General features: G+C 69.2%; 16 protein-coding genes. 7 read left to right on the top strand and 9 right to left on the bottom strand.

The window, feature by feature from the left end; all coding sequences use genetic code 11:
- The first annotated feature begins 47 nt into the window (after positions 1 to 47).
- Together BLV31_RS14550 and BLV31_RS14545 are read left to right on the top strand one after the other, a co-directional pair.
- Positions 48 to 1,400, top strand: a complete 1,353-nt coding sequence (locus BLV31_RS14550) for a M20/M25/M40 family metallo-hydrolase (RefSeq protein WP_064060328.1) — start codon at positions 48 to 50, stop codon at positions 1,398 to 1,400.
- 30 nt (positions 1,401 to 1,430) lie between these two features.
- Positions 1,431 to 1,973, top strand: a complete 543-nt coding sequence (locus tag BLV31_RS14545; RefSeq protein ID WP_064060329.1) for a YbhB/YbcL family Raf kinase inhibitor-like protein — start codon at positions 1,431 to 1,433, stop codon at positions 1,971 to 1,973.
- Between the two features lie 57 nt (positions 1,974 to 2,030).
- On the opposite strand, the gene BLV31_RS14540 is transcribed toward BLV31_RS14545, so the two are convergent.
- From BLV31_RS14540 to BLV31_RS14505, 8 genes are all read right to left on the bottom strand, one after another.
- Positions 2,031 to 3,101: a quinone-dependent dihydroorotate dehydrogenase gene (locus tag BLV31_RS14540; RefSeq protein ID WP_064060330.1), complete on the bottom strand. Its 1,071-nt coding sequence runs from the start codon at positions 3,099 to 3,101 to the stop codon at positions 2,031 to 2,033.
- A 46-nt stretch (positions 3,102 to 3,147) separates the two neighbouring features.
- Positions 3,148 to 3,402, bottom strand: a complete 255-nt coding sequence (locus BLV31_RS14535; protein WP_006551956.1) for a DUF5703 family protein — start codon at positions 3,400 to 3,402, stop codon at positions 3,148 to 3,150.
- Positions 3,402 to 4,424 carry an NHL repeat-containing protein gene (locus BLV31_RS14530; RefSeq protein ID WP_064060331.1) on the bottom strand — a complete coding sequence of 341 codons (1,023 nt, stop codon included), beginning with the start codon at positions 4,422 to 4,424 and terminating at the stop codon, positions 3,402 to 3,404. Before BLV31_RS14530 ends, BLV31_RS14535 begins: the two co-directional genes overlap by 1 nt.
- Positions 4,425 to 4,563: 139 nt before the next feature.
- A complete protein-coding gene (locus BLV31_RS14525) occupies positions 4,564 to 5,436 on the bottom strand; it encodes a heme ABC transporter ATP-binding protein (RefSeq protein WP_033096648.1) in 873 nt (290 codons plus the stop codon).
- Positions 5,427 to 6,524, bottom strand: coding sequence for a FecCD family ABC transporter permease (locus BLV31_RS14520; protein WP_064060332.1), 1,098 nt, complete (start codon positions 6,522 to 6,524; stop codon positions 5,427 to 5,429). The genes BLV31_RS14525 and BLV31_RS14520 overlap by 10 nt, the downstream gene beginning before the upstream one ends.
- A gap of 7 nt (positions 6,525 to 6,531) precedes the next feature.
- A complete protein-coding gene (locus BLV31_RS14515; protein WP_064060333.1) occupies positions 6,532 to 7,557 on the bottom strand; it encodes a heme/hemin ABC transporter substrate-binding protein in 1,026 nt (341 codons plus the stop codon).
- A gap of 3 nt (positions 7,558 to 7,560) precedes the next feature.
- A complete protein-coding gene (locus BLV31_RS14510; RefSeq protein ID WP_064060334.1) occupies positions 7,561 to 8,226 on the bottom strand; it encodes a biliverdin-producing heme oxygenase in 666 nt (221 codons plus the stop codon).
- 95 nt (positions 8,227 to 8,321) lie between these two features.
- Complete coding sequence (locus tag BLV31_RS14505) at positions 8,322 to 9,260, bottom strand: aldo/keto reductase (protein ID WP_006551962.1); 939 nt, start codon at positions 9,258 to 9,260, stop codon at positions 8,322 to 8,324.
- A gap of 211 nt (positions 9,261 to 9,471) precedes the next feature.
- Between BLV31_RS14505 and BLV31_RS14500 the strand changes: the two genes are divergently transcribed.
- The 5 genes from BLV31_RS14500 to mshC all read left to right on the top strand — a co-directional run bounded on the left by BLV31_RS14500 (position 9,472) and on the right by mshC (position 13,846).
- Positions 9,472 to 10,317: an undecaprenyl-diphosphate phosphatase gene (locus tag BLV31_RS14500; RefSeq protein ID WP_174556291.1), complete on the top strand. Its 846-nt coding sequence runs from the start codon at positions 9,472 to 9,474 to the stop codon at positions 10,315 to 10,317.
- Positions 10,318 to 10,353: 36 nt separating this feature from the next.
- Complete coding sequence (locus BLV31_RS14495) at positions 10,354 to 11,082, top strand: histidine phosphatase family protein (RefSeq protein WP_019289330.1); 729 nt, start codon at positions 10,354 to 10,356, stop codon at positions 11,080 to 11,082.
- A 45-nt stretch (positions 11,083 to 11,127) separates the two neighbouring features.
- Complete coding sequence (locus BLV31_RS14490) at positions 11,128 to 11,718, top strand: DUF3090 domain-containing protein (protein ID WP_006551966.1); 591 nt, start codon at positions 11,128 to 11,130, stop codon at positions 11,716 to 11,718.
- A gap of 4 nt (positions 11,719 to 11,722) precedes the next feature.
- A complete protein-coding gene (locus BLV31_RS14485) occupies positions 11,723 to 12,529 on the top strand; it encodes an SCO1664 family protein (protein WP_033096652.1) in 807 nt (268 codons plus the stop codon).
- 75 nt (positions 12,530 to 12,604) lie between these two features.
- Entirely contained in the window at positions 12,605 to 13,846 is a 1,242-nt protein-coding gene (mshC, locus tag BLV31_RS14480) for a cysteine--1-D-myo-inosityl 2-amino-2-deoxy-alpha-D-glucopyranoside ligase (RefSeq protein WP_064060335.1), read from the top strand.
- A 51-nt stretch (positions 13,847 to 13,897) separates the two neighbouring features.
- Here mshC and BLV31_RS14475 read toward each other — a convergent pair whose 3' ends face one another.
- Positions 13,898 to 17,116, bottom strand: coding sequence for a DEAD/DEAH box helicase (locus tag BLV31_RS14475; protein ID WP_072740518.1), 3,219 nt, complete (start codon positions 17,114 to 17,116; stop codon positions 13,898 to 13,900).
- Positions 17,117 to 17,252: the final 136 nt, after the last annotated feature.

The following is a 17,252-nucleotide window of genomic DNA, read 5'->3' as shown; positions in this document are numbered from 1 at the left end:
GATCCGAACTGTCGAGATGGTGGACGGGCGGTGGTAGACATACGGCCATGGCCATTGACACGAGCGCCCACCAGCCGTCCCGGGCGGAGGAGGAGGTCGTCGACCTCGTCTCCCGCCTCATCCGGTTCGACACCTCGAACACCGGCGAACCCACCACTACCCGCGGCGAACGCGAATGCGCCGAGTGGGTGGCCTCCGTGCTCGAGGAGGTCGGCTACGAGACGACCTACGTCGAATCCGGAGCGCCGGGCCGCGGCAACGTCTTCGCGCGGCTGCCCGGCTCCGACCCGAGCCGCGGTGCCCTCATGCTCCACGGCCACCTCGACGTTGTGCCGGCCGAGGCCGCGGACTGGAGCGTGCACCCGTTCTCCGGGGCCGTCGAGAACGGTTACGTGTGGGGACGCGGCGCGGTCGACATGAAGGACATGGTCGGCATGATGATCGCCGTCGCCCGCTACTTCAAGGTCGAGAACATCGTGCCCCCGCGCGATCTGGTGTTCGCGTTCGTCGCCGACGAGGAGGCCGGAGGCAAGTTCGGTTCGCAGTGGCTGGTCGAGCACCGACCCGAGCTGTTCGAGGGCGTGACCGAGGCCGTGGGGGAGGTCGGCGGGTTCTCCCTGACCGTGCCGCGTCCCGACGGCACCGAACGTCGCCTGTACATGGTCGAGACGGCCGAGAAGGGCATGCGCTGGATGCGCCTGACCGCCACGGGTGTCGCCGGGCACGGCTCCTTCCTGCACGAGGACAACGCCGTCACCGTCCTCTCCCGCGCGGTGGCCCGGCTCGGATCCCACACGTTCCCTCTGGTCGTCAACGATTCCGTGGCCGAGTTCCTCTCCGCCGTGAGCGAGGAGACCGGGCTGGACTTCGACCCGGCCTCGCCCGATCTCGAGGGGGCGCTCGCCAAGCTCGGGTCGATCGCCCGCATCGTGGGCGCGACCCTGCGCGACACCGCGAACCCCACGATGCTCGACGCCGGGTACAAGGCCAACGTCATCCCGCGCACCGCGCACGCCGTCGTCGACTGCCGTATCCTGCCGGGCCGGCTCGCCGAGTTCGAACGCACTGTCGACGAGCTGATCGGGCCCAATGTCACCAGGGAGTGGATCACCGGTCTCGAGCCGTACGAGACCACCTTCGACGGCGACCTCGTCGACGCGATGAACGCGGCGATCCTCGCGCACGACCCGATCGGCCGGACCGTGCCGTACATGCTCTCGGCCGGCACCGACGCCAAGGCGTTCGCCAAGCTCGGCATCCGCTGCTTCGGTTTCGCGCCGCTGCAGTTGCCGCCCGATCTGGACTTCGCCGCGCTGTTCCACGGTGTCGACGAGCGTGTCCCCGTCGAGGCACTGCGCTTCGGCACCCGGGTCATGGAACACTTCCTCATGCACGCCTAGAACACACGAAACCGCCACGAAAGGACCGGAATGGCTTTCGATTACGACCCGTACAAGTTCCTGCCCGAGCTGCCCATCCTCCAGGTGACCAGCGCGGACTTCGCCGAGGGCGAGGAATGGAAACTCCCGCAGGCCAGCGGTGCGTTCGGAATCCCCGGGGGCGGCGACGTCTCCCCGCAGCTGTCCTGGTCGGGTTTCCCCGCCGAGACGAAGAGCTTCGTCGTCACGGTGTTCGATCCGGACGCCCCCACGGCGTCGGGTTTCTGGCACTGGGCCGTCGCGAACATCCCGGCCTCGGTCACGGAACTGCCGACGGGTGCGGGTAGCGCCGACTCGAATGCTCTTCCGGAGCAGGCCGTGACCCTGCGCCACGACGGCGGAGCCCACGGGTTCATCGGTGCCGCTCCGCCGGCCGGACACGGCCACCACCGCTACATCGTCGCGGTGCACGCACTCGACGTCGAGGTGCTCGAGGGCGTGACGCCCGAGTCGAGCCCGGCCTTCCTCGGCTTCAACGTCTTCGGGCACGCCATCGCCCGCGGTCTGCTGACCGGCACCTACGAGGTGCGCTGACAGGTCGTGACGGACGGGGCCCGGGTCGAGTACGACCCGGGCCCCGTCCGCTGCAGGTCACACTCGTGTGCTGGCGCCCACCGCGTCGGCGATGGAGCGGTAGCCGTGCGCGCGCAGCTTGCGGGCGATACCGCGGTTGATGCGCCGCGCCCAGAACGGACCGCCGTAGATGAAGCCGGTGTAAACCTGGACCAGCGACGCGCCGGCGAGGATGCGCTCGAACGCCTGCTCCGTGGTTTCGATGCCACCCACCGAGATCAGGGTGAGGCGATCGCCGACCCGCGTGCGCAGCCGGCGCAGCACCTCGAGAGACCGCTCGGCGACCGGGGCACCCGACAGGCCGCCCGCGCCAATCTCCTCGATGCGGCTCTGCGGGGTGTTCAATCCGTCGCGGCGGATGGTGGTGTTGGTGGCGACGATGCCGGCGAGCCCGAGTTCGAGTGCCAGGTCGGCCACCGCGTCGACGTCCTCGTCGGACAGATCCGGGGCGATCTTCACGAGCACCGGCACCGTCACGGTGTCCAGCACCGCGGCCAGGATCGGGCGCAGCGACTCGACGGCCTGCAGATCCCGCAGGCCGGGGGTGTTGGGGGAGGAGACGTTGACGACCACGAAATCAGCGAGTGGGCCGAGGAGTCGTGCGCTCTCGGTGTAGTCCTCGGCGGCCTGTTCGGCCGGCACGACCTTCGTCTTACCAATGTTCGCGCCGATGGGAACGGTGCGGCGGCGCTGCCGCAGCCGATTGGCGGCCTCCCCGGCACCGTGGTTGTTGAAGCCCATCCGGTTCACGATCGCCCGGTCCTCGGGGAGGCGGAACAGTCGCGGCTGCGGATTGCCCGGCTGGGCCTGGGCGGTGACGGTGCCGATCTCGGCGAACCCGAATCCGAGCGGACCCCACACGTCGACACCGGTCGCGTCCTTGTCGAAACCGGCCGCCAGGCCCACCGGCGTGGGGAACTGCACGCCGAAGACGGTGTTGCGGAGGATGGGGTCGTCGGTGACGAGCACCTTCGACACCAGGGCGCGCAGCGGCCCGAAGCGAGTCGACCAGCGCATCGCGAGGAAGGCGAGGTGGTGGGCTCGTTCCGGCGGCAACAGGAACATGAGCCGAAGAAGATAGCGGTACACGAACTACTCCCTGCAAGCCCGGTCCACGACGGTCCGGGATCTGTTATCAACCAACGGTGGGTTCGGGGACGTGATGGGCGGTCTTGCGGCGGCGCAGCAGCACCCGCCGGCTCCCGTCCGGATACAGGCGCACCCGGGTGAGTTCCCAGCCGTGGAATTCGGCGGAGATCGCCAGACGCATCGACGCGCTCACCCGGGACACGTCCCGGGGCAGCTTGAGCGGCACGTATTCGTATTCGTCGTTGCTGGTGTCCCAACCGACAGGCATCCGGGTCAACCGGCCGAGTCGCTCGTTCGCCATCACTGTCCTTCGATCGGGATCCGCTGCAGTCCGTCACCGGTTGCCGACGCGATCACCAGTGCCGCATCGGCCGGATCGACGGCGATCGAATTCGGTTGCCGCACCGTTGCGAAGCGGTGGCGTTCTCGCGGGATCCCGGTCGAAAGATCGTAGCCCACGACCTCGTTGCTGCCCGTCAGAGTCACCCAGATCAGGTCCCGCGTCTCGTCGTAGGTCACAGCGTACGGGGCGGGCCCGACGGGATAACGCTGCCGCAGGACGATCGCGTCGAGGGTGTAGACGAGCAGTTCGTCGCCGGTGGTGTCGGTGATCACGACGCGTCCGAAGGGGTCGGTGGTCAGCTGCGTCGCACCTTCGCCGGCACGCAGCGCGGGCCCGAGATGGGCGTCGGCGAGGTCGAGCTCGGTGAGGGAGGTCTGCCGGCGGTCGAGCGCCGCGACGGCGTCACCGGTGACGGCGAGGGCGTCGACGGAGGCGAGGCCACCGACGGTGGTGGCCACCTCGCCGGATTCGGGGTCGACGACGAGCACGCGGCCGTTGTCGGTGCCCACGGCCCAGCGGCCGTCGGACAGCACGGCCGCCGACGTGGCATTGCCGTCGACCGGGACCTCGGTGATGGTGCCGTCGGCGACGTCGATGCGCAGCACGGCCCCGGACACGGGGGTGAGCACACTGCCCTCGGGGCCGGTCACGACGGTGGCGGCGGACGACGGCAAGCCCACCAGGCGCGGTTCCGTCCCGGGACCGTCGAACGCCGTGTCGTCGAACAACGCGACCCGTGCTCCGTCGTCGACGAGCGCGGCGAAGGTACCCGTGGACGGTTCGACGACCAGCGCATCGACCTGCAGGTCGAGCGGACGGACGTCGCCGGCAGGGGACGGGCCGACCTCGGGGGCGGCCGCAGGAGTGGCGGGTTCGATGGTCTGCAGCACGTCCGGGGTGCTCTCCGACGAGCAGCCGGCCAGCACGACCATCGCGATCGCGCCCACCATCGTGACCGCTCGGATCCCCGCTCTGCCCATCGTTGCTCCTCGTCCTCGGATTCGATTCGCACCTGCCGGACGTGCTCCGGCGCCCGGCGCGCCGACCTTCAGTGTTCCTGATGCCGGTCGCGGGGAAGAAATCAGTGGGTCGTCCGACGGGCCGGATGTGATCTGCTGCTCAGGTCTGCGCCGAGGCGGACCGGTCGCGGTTCGGACGTCGCGGCAACACGAGCGGGGTGCCGGTCTCGGGGTGGCGGCCGATCGCCACGGGGTACTGGTAGACGCGGCCGAGGAGCTCTTCGGTGAGGACGTCGCCGGGTGCGCCGTCGGCGACGATGCGTCCCTGTTCGAGCACGCAGACGCGGTCGGCGTAGGCGGCGGCCAGCCCGAGATCGTGCAGCACGACGACCACGGCGTGCCCGTCGTCGGCGCGGGCCCGCACGACCTGCATGACCGCCTCCTGGTGGCCGAGGTCCAGTGCCGCGGTGGGTTCGTCGAGCAGCAGTGTCTCGGTGTCCTGGGCCAGCACCCGTGCGAGCGCCACCCGGGCGCGTTCACCGCCGGACAGCGCGGGGAACGGCCGGTCGGCCAGATGGGCGACGTCGCAGGTCCCGAACGCCTCGGCGACGATGCGGTCGTCGTCGTCCTGTCTGGGGGTGCGCGCCCACGCGGCCCGTCCCATCCGTACGACCTGCCGGGCGGTGAACGGGAAACCGACGGTGTGCTGCTGCGGTAGCACGGCGCGGCGGCGCGCCAGGGCGATCGACGACCACCGCTCGAGGGCACGGCCCTCGACCTCGACGGTGCCGCCGCTGATCGGATGGTCGCCGGACAACGCCGCGAGCAGGGTTGACTTGCCCGCCCCGTTGGGGCCGACGAGCGCGACGACCTCACCGGTGCGCACCTCGAAGTCGACGCCGTGCAGGATCTCCCGCTCTCCGCGCCGCAGTCGCACAGCCACCGCGCGCATCGTCGCGGTGCCCGGTGCCGAGCGGGCCGGGACGGCCGCGTCCGGGGTTCCGAGGGAGCGGGGAAGCAGCCTCATGCCCATCCACCCTGCTTCGCGCGGGTGCGGCGCAGCATCAGGAAGAAGACCGGGCCACCGATGAGGGCGGTGATCATGCCGAGCGGCAGGTCGGCGTTCTCGACCAGCGTGCGCGCCCCCAGGTCGGCGGCGAGCAGGACGACCGCGCCGGCGAGCACACTCGCCACGACAAGCACCCGGTGGGCGGGGCCGAGAGCCAGGCGCATCAGGTGCGGCACGACCAGGCCGACGAACATGATGATGCCGGTGAAGGCGGTGGCGCCGCTGACCAGCACGGCGACCGCCAGAATCGACAATTGCCGCACGCGTTCGACGTCCACACCCAGATGCCGGGCGACGCTCTCGCCGAGCGCCAGCAGGTCGAGTTTCGGGGCGAGCAGGACCGCAACGAGCACACCGGCCAGGGTCAGCGGCGCGACCACCGCGACGATCTCCCAGGTGGCTCCGCCGAGACTGCCGAGCTGCCAGAACACGATCTGGTCGCGGGCGGCGGGACTGGCGACGAAGGTGAAGAACGCGATGAGCCCGCCGGCGACGGCGTTGACGGCGACGCCGGTGAGGATCACCGTGACGACTTCCGTGCGTCCGTTCGATCGGGACAGCGCGTAGACCAGCACGGTGGTGATCAGACCGGAGACGAGTGCGGCGCCGGCCAGCGCCCAGCCGGTGGTGAATGCGCCGCCGAGCACGATCACCGCGGACGCGCCGACGGCGGCGCCGGAGGACACACCGATCACGCCGGGTTCGGCGAGGGGATTGGCGAAGATGCCCTGCAACAGCGCCCCGGAACAGCCGAGGGCGGCACCGACGAGCATCGCGAGCACCACGCGCGGGAAGCGCACCTCCCACAAGGTCACTTCCCCGGCGGGATGCGCGGGCATCGGGCCGAGGTCCAACCCGATGCGGTGCAGCAGACTGCCGACCACCTCGGCCGGGCTCGTGGGCACCTGTCCGAGGCACGCCGACGCGACGGCCAGGGCGAGCAGGGCAACGACGAGACCGACGAGGACGACGGTGGTGCGTCCCCGTCCGGCCTTCCGCAGTGCCCGCTCGGGAAGGCCGGTGGCCTCGGTGATTTCTCCGCTCACGGACATCCGGTGATCACGACCGGTCCGACGGGTAGAACGCCTCCACCAGAGCGGCCAGGACCTTGCCGGTCTGCGGACCGAAGCTGAGGAGGGTCGAATCGTCCATGTCCACGATGGTGCCCGTCTTCCCGGCCGGGGTCTGCGCGACCCCCGGGAGTTGTGAGAGCCCCTCCGGCCCGCCCACCGAGTCGAGGCTGTGCGTCATCACCAGGATGATGTCGGGCGCCGAGGCGATCATCGCCTCACTGGTGATGGGCACGAACTGCGAGTCCAGGCCGGCGAGGATGCCGGCGTCGCGACCACCGGCGGCCGCGACGAGCGCATCGGCCCCCGATCCGGGGCCGCCGAGCATCTTGATCGCCGAACCGCGCAGATAGAGGAATGCGACGGTGGGTTCGGGATGGTCGGCGGGAATCGAGTCCTTCGCCGCGGCGATCTCGTCGAGCGTCCGCTGCGCGAGCGCGGCGCCGGCCTCGGGCACACCGAGCGCGGCCGCGACCGCCTCGATGTCGTCGGCGACGGTGTCGAGGGAGCGTTCCGGGTCGACGAACACCACCGGCACGCCGGTCGCGCGGATCTGTTCCTGCACCGCCAGCGGACCGATGGAGGTGTCGGTGAGCACGACGGTCGGGTTCAACGCGAGGATCGCCTCGGCGTTGAGACCGTGCTCGCCGGGGGTGACGTTGGGGACGTCCTGGATCGCGGGGAAGGACGCGGTGGAGCGGCCGACGAGCTTGTCGCCGAGTCCGAGGGCGTACACGGTCTGCGCGAGGGTGCCGGAGCGGTCGGCCACCACGATCCGGGAGATGTCGGTGATCGTGGTCTCGACGCCGTCCACGCCGCGCACCGTGGCCGGCAGCGCGGGTGCCGGGTCGGTGGTGATCGGCTCGGGTTCGGCATCGACGACGGCGGTGCGCGGACCGGTCGCGACGTCGGTGACGGTCGTGCCGTCGGTGGTGGGGGCGCTGCATGCGGCGACGAGGAGGACACCCAGCACTGCGATCAGCGCGACAGGGAGGCGGAGGAGGGAACGGAACATCGGTCAGGCACGCACCCGATACCGGTCGATATCGCGCGCGAGGTCGGCGAACAGGGCACCGTTGAGCCCGTACACGAGGTTCGCCTCGTCGATGACGGTCTGTTGCTGGTCGCCGTCGAGCGGTGCGGCGTCGAGCTTCGCGCGGTAGGCGTCCTTGAACGGCTTGGTCTTCGGGATCCCGTCGAAGATGTAGAAGCGCAACCCGTCGCGCTCGTAGCCGTAGGCGCGTTCGAGCATGCGGCGGATGATCTGGCCGCCGGACAGGTCGCCGAGATAGCGCAGATAGTGATGCGCGAGGAAGGCTTCCGGGGACACCGCCGCGACCTGCACGAGCCGGTCGACGTAGGCGACCGTTGCGGGCAGCGGCGTGATGCGGTCGCGCCAGTCGGAGCCGACGAGGAAGTCGAGGTCGGCTTCGAGCGCGGCGGTGCGGAGCAGTTCGTCGCTGAGGAAGGGACCGGCGATCGGGTCGTCGGCGTAGCTGCGGCCGATCCGCTCGAGGCTGTCGTAGACGAACCAGGTCTGCGCGATGAGCGCGGCGTGGGCCTCGGTCGACAGCTTGCCGGCGAGCAGTTCCGAGACGAACACCGAGTTCTCGGTGTCACTGTGCGCCTGCTGGGTCTCGAGCCGGATCCGTTCGGCGAATCCGACGACTTCGGTCGTGGCCATCGACCGACCTCCCCTCACATTGCCTGTACCGAATGTACTCGGCAGGCTAGCCTAACCTTCCGGATAAGGGCAGGGTGCGGGCGGTGTCGCGGAGATCACGCGCTCACGTCGTCGAGCGCCGCGGCGATCGCCGGCGGCAACGCCAACTCCTCCGCGACCAGCACTCCGGTCAGTTGCGCGAGATCCCGGGCGCCCACGAGCGTCGAGGCCACGTGCGGCCGGTCGCGCACCCACGCCAGCGCGACGGCCAGCGGGGAGGTGCCCAGCCCGTCGGCGGCCGTGGCGACCGCGTCGACCACGCGCACCGCGGATTCGGTGAGATAACGGCGCACTTCCTCGGTGTGCACGTCGTCGGCGCCGCGCGAATCCGCCGGCACCCCCGACCGGTACTTACCGGTGAGCACACCGCCGGCGAGCGGCACGGCCGCGAACACACCCACGCCGTGGTGGGCCGCGGCGGGGATCAACTCGTCCTCGACGCCGCGGGCGAGCAGGGAGTACTCGACCTGCGTGCTGATCAGCGGCGCCGGGCGCCGGGCCGCGGCCGCGGCGGTCGCGAGCTGCCAGCCGAGATAGCCGCGCACCCCGACGTATCGCACGCGCCCGCTGGTGACGGCGAATTCGAGGGCGTCCATCACCTCGTCGACGGGGGTGTGCGGATCCCACGTCGCAACCTGCCACACGTCGAGGTGGTCGGTGCCGAGTTCACGCAGGGTCGCGTCGAGCTGGTTGAGCAGGCCCGAGCGGGAGCAGTCCACGCGGCCGGAACCGAGTGTGGTGGTGTCGATGCCGGAGCTGCCCGACAACACCAGCTGGTCGCGGGGCACCACGTCGTCGAGCAGTTCGGCGAGGATCCGTTGCGCGACCCCGTCCCCGTAGGCGGGGGAGGTGTCGACGAGCGTGCCGCCCACATCGACGAAGGCCGACAACTGGGCTGCGGCCTCGTCGCCGTCCGTTCCACGACCCCACGTCAAGGTGCCCAGGCCGAGCCGTGAAACCCGCAGGCCGCTCGCACCGACTGTCCTGTATTCCATAACCGTCCGCGTTTCCTCCCGACACGACGGGACGTCGCCGCGCTCGGCCACGACCCTGGTACTGCACCCTAATGCGCAACAGGCGCGCGGCAGCGTCCGGCGCGCCGACCGGTCGGGTTCCACGTACCCTTCGCCGAGTGAGAACTGCTCCCTGCATCCGCGACCACCGATCCGTCCCCACCGCAGCCTTCGTGCCGGGGGTCGCCGCATGATCGGCGAATCGATGACCTGGCTGCAGACGATCGTCCTCGGCATCGTGCAGGGCCTCACGGAGTTCCTGCCGATCTCCTCGTCCGGCCACCTGCGGATCGTCTCGGAGATCTTCTTCGGAGAGGACGCCGGCGCGTCCTTCACGGCAGTCACCCAGTTGGGCACCGAGGCCGCCGTTCTGGTGTTCTTCGCCGGGGACATCTGGCGGATCCTGCGGGCCTGGTTCCGCGGCCTGTTCCACAAGGAGCACCGCTCCGACCACGATTACAAGATGGGCTGGTACGTCATCCTCGGCACCATCCCGATCGGCATCCTCGGCGTGCTGTTCAAGGACGACATCCGCACCGTCGCCCGCAATCTGTGGCTCGTCGCCACCATGCTCATCGTGTTTTCGATCGTCATCGCAGCTGCCGAGTACTTCGGCAAACAGCGGCGCGACGTGAGTCAGCTCACCCTCAAGGACGGCCTGATCATGGGTTCGGCGCAGGCGCTGGCCCTGATCCCCGGCGTGTCCCGCTCCGGCGGCACCATCTCCGCCGGTCTGTTCCTCGGGCTCACCCGCGAGGCTGCCGCCCGATACTCGTTCCTGCTCGCCATCCCCGCCGTCGTCGCCTCCGGTCTGTTCAGCCTGCCGGACGCCTTCGAACCGGCCGGGGAGGGGCTCAATGCCTCGGGGGCGCAGTTGCTCGTCGCGACCGTGATCGCCTTCGCGGTCGGCTACGCTGCGATCGCCTGGTTGCTGCGCTTCGTCGTCAACCACTCGATGTACTGGTTCGTCGGCTACCGCGTGATCCTCGGCGTGATCGTGCTCGGACTGCTCGCCACCGGCGTGGTCTCCGCCACCTGAGAGGCTGCCGACAGGCGGTACCTCTAGGCTGGGCGCATGACGGTCATCCTGCTGCGGCACGGACGGTCGACGGCGAACACCTCGCACGTGTTGGCCGGTCGTTCCCTCGGTGTCGAACTCGACGAGGTCGGCCACGTCCAGGCGAAGAATCTCGTCACCCGGTTGGCCGGGCTCGAGATCACCGAGATCGTGCGGTCGCCGCTGCTGCGGTGCCGGCAGACAGTGCAGCCGCTGGCGACCGATCGTGGACTCGAACCGGTCGTCGATGAGCGACTCGCCGAGGTCGACTACGGGCAGTGGACCGGACGCGAACTGAAGGAACTGGTCAAGGAACCGCAGTGGGCGGTCGTGCAGCAGCACGCCTCCGCAGCGGTCTTCCCGGACGGTGAAGGACTCGCGCAGGTGCAGTCCCGCGCGGTCGCTGCGATCCGCGAACACGACCGGCGCCTGCGCGAGGCGCACGGCAAGGACGTCGTGTGGATCGCGTGCAGCCACGGCGACGTCATCAAGTCGATCCTCGCCGACGCGCTCGCGACGCATCTCGACAGCTTCCAGCGGATCGTCGCCGAGCCGGCGTCGATCAGCGTCGTCCGCTACACCGACACCCGGCCGTTCGTGCTGCGCGTGAACGACACCGGTTCGGACCTGTCCGGGCTTGCCGGGCCGTCCGAACCCAAGTCCGTGCCCGGCGGCGAAGTGCCCGGCGCGGTCGAGGAACCCGGCGACCCACCGCAGGGGCACCGACAGGAGACGGCACGCGGATAATGGCAGTGTCCGTCATGGCAGAGTGTGGGGACTCGAGGAGGTGTGATGGCCCGCGCGATACACGTGTTTCGAACACCTGATCGGTTCATCGCCGGCACTGTCGGTGAACCGGGCGACCGGGTGTTCTACCTGCAGGCCGTGCACGAGTCCCGTGTGGTGAGCGTGCTTCTGGAGAAGCAGCAGGTGCAGATCCTGGCCGACCGGATGGGGCTGTTGCTCGAAGAGGTACAGCGCCGCTTCGGCACCGTGATCCCCGACGACCCCGAGGTCGACGTCAGCCCGTTGGTGACACCGATCGAGGCCGAATTCCGGGTCGGCACCATGGGTCTGGGCTGGGACGCCGACGCCGGATCGGTGGTGGTGGAGCTGCTCGCGGTCACCGACACCGAACTCGACGAGTCCGTGGTGCTCGACGACACCGAGGAAGGTCCCGACGCGGTGCGGGTATTCCTCACCCCGGTGCAGGCCCGCGAGTTCGCGGCCCGTTCCGAACTCGTCGTCTCGGCCGGGCGCGCGCCCTGCCCGCTGTGCGGCGAACCGATCGGTGCCGACGGACACATCTGCGTCCGCACCAACGGTTACCTGCGTACCCCCGGATTCGATCCGGCCGCGTGGTTCGGCGAGGAAGAAAGCTGACCGCGTGACGGCGCCGGACGTGCGGAGCGTGCTGACCGATGGCGACCTCGACGTCGTCGGGCAGATCGCGCACGCAAGCAACGCGACCCTCGTGTGCGACGCGCAGCTCGGCGACACCGAGGTTCGGTGCGTCTACAAACCCGTCCGCGGGGAGCGGCCGTTGTGGGACTTCCCCGACGGCACCCTCGCCGGACGCGAGGTCGCCTCGTACCTGATCTCCGAGGCACTCGGCTGGGACGTCATCCCGCTCACCGTGCTGCGCGACGGCCCGTACGGTCCCGGCATGGTGCAGCGCTGGATCGACACGGTCGACTCCGCGCAGGGCGGAACGGAACGCCTGGATCTGGTGGACCTGTGCCCGGCCAGTGCGGTCGCGCAGGGGTGGCTGCCGATCCTGCGTGCCCGCGATCTGGACGGCGCCGAGGTGGTGCTCGCCCACGCCGACGATCCGCGCCTGCAACGCATGGCGGTGCTCGATGTCGTCCTCAACAACGCCGACCGCAAAGGTGGGCACGTCCTCGAAGGTCTCGACGGACACGTCTACGGCGTCGATCACGGCATCTGCCTGCACCAGGACGACAAGCTGCGCACCGTCCTGTGGGGATGGAGCGGCGACCCGGTCGACCCGGTTCTCCTCGCCGACCTCGACAAGCTGCTGCGCCGGTTCGACGGTGGGTTCGCCGAGGAACTGTGCGAGCACATCACCGCCACCGAGGTGCGTGCCCTGCAGCGCAGGATCACCCGCTTGCTCGAACACCCCGTGATGCCGCATCCGCGCGGCGACCGGCGTATTCCCTGGCCCGCCTTCTGAGGCTGCGGCCGTTCGCCTGCCGCACGCCCGGGTGCCCGCGTGGAGCACTTTCGCGACTCCATTAGGCTCGTAGTCATGCAATCTTGGTCCGACGTCGCGATCCCGTCCGTCCCCGGTCAGGGGCCTCCGCTGCGGTTGTTCGACACCGCGGACCGAGCGGTGCGTCCGGTCACCCCGGGCGGCACCGCGACGATGTACGTGTGCGGCATCACCCCCTACGACGCTACGCACCTCGGCCACGCCGCCACCTACCTGACCTTCGATCTGGTCAACCGCATCTGGCGCGACGCCGGCCACGACGTCCACTACGTGCAGAACGTCACCGACGTCGACGACCCGCTGTTCGAACGCGCCGAGCGCGACGGTGAGGACTGGGTCGTCCTCGGCATGCGCGAGACTGCCCTGTTCCGCGAGGACATGGAGGCACTGCGGGTGCTGCCCCCGCGCGACTACATCGGTGCTGTCGAATCGGTGAACGAGGTCGTCGAACTCGTCGAGAAGCTCGTTGCCTCCGGTGCCGCGTACATCGTCGACGACGCCGAGTACCCGGACGTCTACTTCCGGACCGACGCCACCGAGCAGTTCGGCTACGAGTCCGGCTACGACCACGACACGATGATGCGGTTCTTCGCCGAGCGGGGCGGCGACCCGGAGCGTCCCGGCAAGCGCAACCCGCTCGACGCCCTGCTGTGGCGCGCGCAGCGTCCCGGCGAACCGGCCTGGCCGTCGCCCTTCGGTGACGGACGCCCCGGCTGGCACATCGAGTGCGCGGCCATCGCCCTCAACCGCATCGGTTCCGGCTTCGACGTGCAGGGCGGCGGCAGCGACCTGATCTTCCCGCACCACGAGTACTCCGCCGCGCACGCCGAGGCTGTCACCGGCGACCGGCGCTTCGCCCGGCATTACGTGCACACCGGCATGATCGGCCTCGACGGCGAGAAGATGTCGAAGTCGCGCGGCAATCTGGTGTTCGTCTCCAAGCTGCGCGGTGAGGGCGTCGACCCCGCCGCCATCCGGCTCGGGCTGTTGTCGGGGCACTACCGCGTCGACCGTCCGTGGACGTCCGAGGTCCTCGCCGCCGCCGAGGCGCGACTGGCGTTGTGGAAGCAGGCGGCGGCGCTGCCGTCGGCCGCCTCCGCCGAGGACACGGTCGCGCGCCTGCGCCAGCACCTCGCCGACGACCTCGACACCCCGAAGGCCCTCGATGCCCTCGACGGGTGGGCGACCTTCGCCGTCGAGCGCGGGGGAGACGACGCATCGGCGCCGGGTCTGTTCGCCGACGCGGTCGACGCGCTGCTTGGTGTGAACCTGCGCTGAGGCGTCGGTGCGTGGTGTGGTAGCAGACATTACCAGGACCACGCACCGTAGCTACGCCAGCAGGGCGCGGATGTCGTCGGCGGTCAATGCCGACGAGAACATCTCTCCGTCGTCGACGACGGACGAGAACAGCTCCGCCTTGCGCACTTGCAGCGCCCGCACCTTCGCTTCGATGGTGTCGCGGGCGATCAGCCGGTACACCATGACGTTGCGGGTCTGCCCGATGCGGTGGGTACGGTCGACGGCCTGCGCTTCGGTCGCGGGGTTCCACCACGGGTCGAGCAGGAAACAGTAGTCCGCTTCCACCAGATTCAGGCCGAACCCGCCGGCCTTGAGGCTGATGAGGAACACCGGCGCCACCCCGGACTTGAAGTCCTCGAGCACTTTTCCGCGTTTGCGGGTCTTGCCGTCCAGATACAGGTAGTCGATTCCGGCAGCGTCGAGCCGTGTCCGGACCCGGTCGAAGAACCCGGTGAACTGGCTGAACACCAAGGCCCGGTGCCCGCCGGCGATCACGTCGTCGAGCTGTTCGAGCAGCGCATCGATCTTCGCGGAGCCGACTGTGCCGTGCGCGTCGTCGACCAGCGCCGGATCGAGACTCATCTGCCGCAGCAAGGTCAGCGACCGCAGGATCGTGAAGCGGTTGCTGTCGAGGTCGTCGACGAGCCCGAGAATCTTCTGCCTCTCCCGCTGCAACTGCCGGTCGTAGCGGGCACGGTGTTTCGGTGCGAGCTCCACCTCGAGCACCTGCTCCTGTTTCTCCGGCAGGTCGGTGGCGACCTGTTCCTTCGTGCGACGCAACATCAGCGGTTTGATGCGCTGCCGCAACTGCACCAGCAGTTCGGGGTTGCTGCCTGTCTCGATGGGTTTGCGATAGTAGTCCTGAAACTTCGTCGGATGAGGGAACAGGCCGGGCGCCGTGATCGACAGCAGCGACCACAACTCCATCAGATTGTTCTCCATCGGAGTGCCGGTGATTGCGACCTTCAGTGGTGCCTCGAACTGCCGCACGCACTGATACGCCTTCGCCCGGTGGTTCTTGACGAACTGCGCTTCGTCGAGCAGCAGCATCGACCAGTCCCGGTCGAGGTACTCGTCGATATCCAGGCGCAGCAACGTGTACGACGTGACGACGACGTCGATCCCGTCGAGCAGATCACCCAGCGACACACCGCGTTTGGCGGATGTCTCGGTGATCGCCACGACGTTCAGGTCCGGTGCGAATCGCCGGGCTTCGGTGGCCCAGTTCGGAACCACCGATGTCGGCGCGACGATGAGTACCGGAGCATCCGCGGGTCGCTTCGCGCGAGCGTGGCAGATCAGTGCAAGCGACTGCAGGGTCTTGCCGAGGCCCATGTCGTCGGCGAGGATTCCGCCGAGTCCGTGCGTCCACAGGAACGTCAACCACCGGAATCCGTCGAGCTGGTACGGCCGCAGTGTTGCGTGTAATGCCTTCGGTACGCGGGTCTTCGCTGTCGCCTTCACATCGAGAAGTCCCTGCACCTGTTTCTTCCAGGCCGCGGCCTGTTTCTCGACGACACCGAGTGCCGCCAATTCCTCCCAGATGCCGGCCTGGAATCGGCTCAGCTGCAATCGATCCGGATCGTCGTTTTCGTGCAGCGCGCGGGCTTCGTCGACGAGTCGGCGCAGCTGCTGCAATTCGGGTTTGTCCAGCGACAGGTAAGCACCGTCGGGCAGCATCAGATACGAGGCGCCTTCACTGAGCGCCGTGAACACCTCGGAGAACGGGATCGTCTCACCCTCGATCTCGATGGTGATGTTCAGGTCGAACCAGTCGGAGTCGGCGGTGGCCTCGGTGGACAGTCCGATGCGCAGACTGTCGCCGACGTCACGGTAGTCGGCGGGGGTGCCGTCGACGCGCACCTGCACGTCGGCCCGGCCGGACAGCAGGGGCAGCAGTTCGGATACCAGTCGTGCGGTGTCGAGGTCGGTGATGGTGACGCGGGGGAACAGCCGCCGGTCGACGGAGTTGTCCAGGCCGAACGGGGCGACCACCGGCCGGATCTCGGTGAGCAGCGCGTCCTCGACGTCGCGGTCGCGGACGGTGTCGCCGAGACGGTCGTACAACTCGACCGTGTACTCGCCGTCACCGACGGTGTAGCCGAACTGCCAGTGCAGATCGGCGCGATGCCGGGGACGGAAGGCGACGTGCAGGAGCAGCGTCGGTCCGCTGACGGTCGGGGCCGTGAACGAGCCGTCGGCGGAGGTGACGGTCGCTGCTCGTTGCAGGCGCGGGTAGTAGGTGGTCGCGAACCGCGGCACCTGATCTGCCGGCACGGTGAGCGCACCGCCGCTCTGCAGCAGTTGCTGCATGCCGGCGGCAACGGGGTTGCGGAGTTGCGCGAGACGGAACGGCAGATCTGCCGGCGCGCCGCGGTCGTGATCCCCGGAGGGGAGGTAGACGACGCCGTGGGCGGGGGTGCCGATGAACGCGACCGCGGTCCCGGTCGAATCGTCGCCGATGTGCAGGGCTGGGGTGACGGTCAGGCCGTCACCCGAATCGGCGACGTCGACGTGCACATCGGCGGTGCCTGGCGGCGGCACCGCACCGTGCTTCTTCTGCGCGTAGCGCAGCTCGATCCCGAGGCGGTGGGCATCGTCGAGCAGTGACCACAGTCGCGGCGACACCGCCGACAGATCGAGGGTGGTCTGGGCGGAACTGTAGCACCTCCGTGTCGAGGCGTGTACCAGTGCCGCGAATTCGAGCAGCAACTGCCGGTGTTGCTCGTTCACGTCGTAGGTGTAGGCGATGTTCTGCCACGAAATGTTGCCGGAGACCCATCCCGTGCGTCCGGGGCGCAGCACCCGCGCGGTGAGCATCGGCGCCGGAGCGTGCGTTCGCTGTGTCAACGCCAGTTGCAGGGCAAGGGGCACGCCGCTACCGGTCTCGTGGTCCGCGAAGAGAGCTTCGAACGGTGCTTCCCACGAGGGCGTGTCCGGGGTCATGTCCTCCTGTGGGACAAGCAGCGCAAGCAGAAGCGCCACGGTGTGCTTGCAGTCGTAGCCGACCGGGCACGAGCATTCGCCGTACTCGAATTCGAGTCCTCGCGGTCCGGGGTGGAGTTGCACGACAGCCTGGTACACCCGGGTACCGGCAATTCGTCCGAAACCGACGAAATTGTCCTCGTCGAATCCGCAGTCGACGACCGCGCCTCGATCGGCGTAGCGCATGCCGCGGTCGAAGGCGGGTCGGCCCACCGCGGCGATCAACGACTCGATGAGGTGGTCGAATGCGGGATTCCCGGCCATGGGTGAGCAGTCTAGGTCCTGCTCCTCGTGCGTGAATATGGTGGCCGGTGCTACCGGAAGCACGCACGGGGGGACGGCAACCGGCCGCGCGCACTCGCCGCAATCGCCGCGGCACGCTACGATTGCGCCGATGACA

Source organism: Rhodococcus pyridinivorans (genome assembly GCF_900105195.1).
GTDB classification, from domain to species: Bacteria; Actinomycetota; Actinomycetes; order Mycobacteriales; family Mycobacteriaceae; genus Rhodococcus; species Rhodococcus pyridinivorans.
The sequence above is the reverse complement of the archived record's forward strand: the minus strand, read 5'-3'. Positions and strand labels throughout refer to the sequence as shown.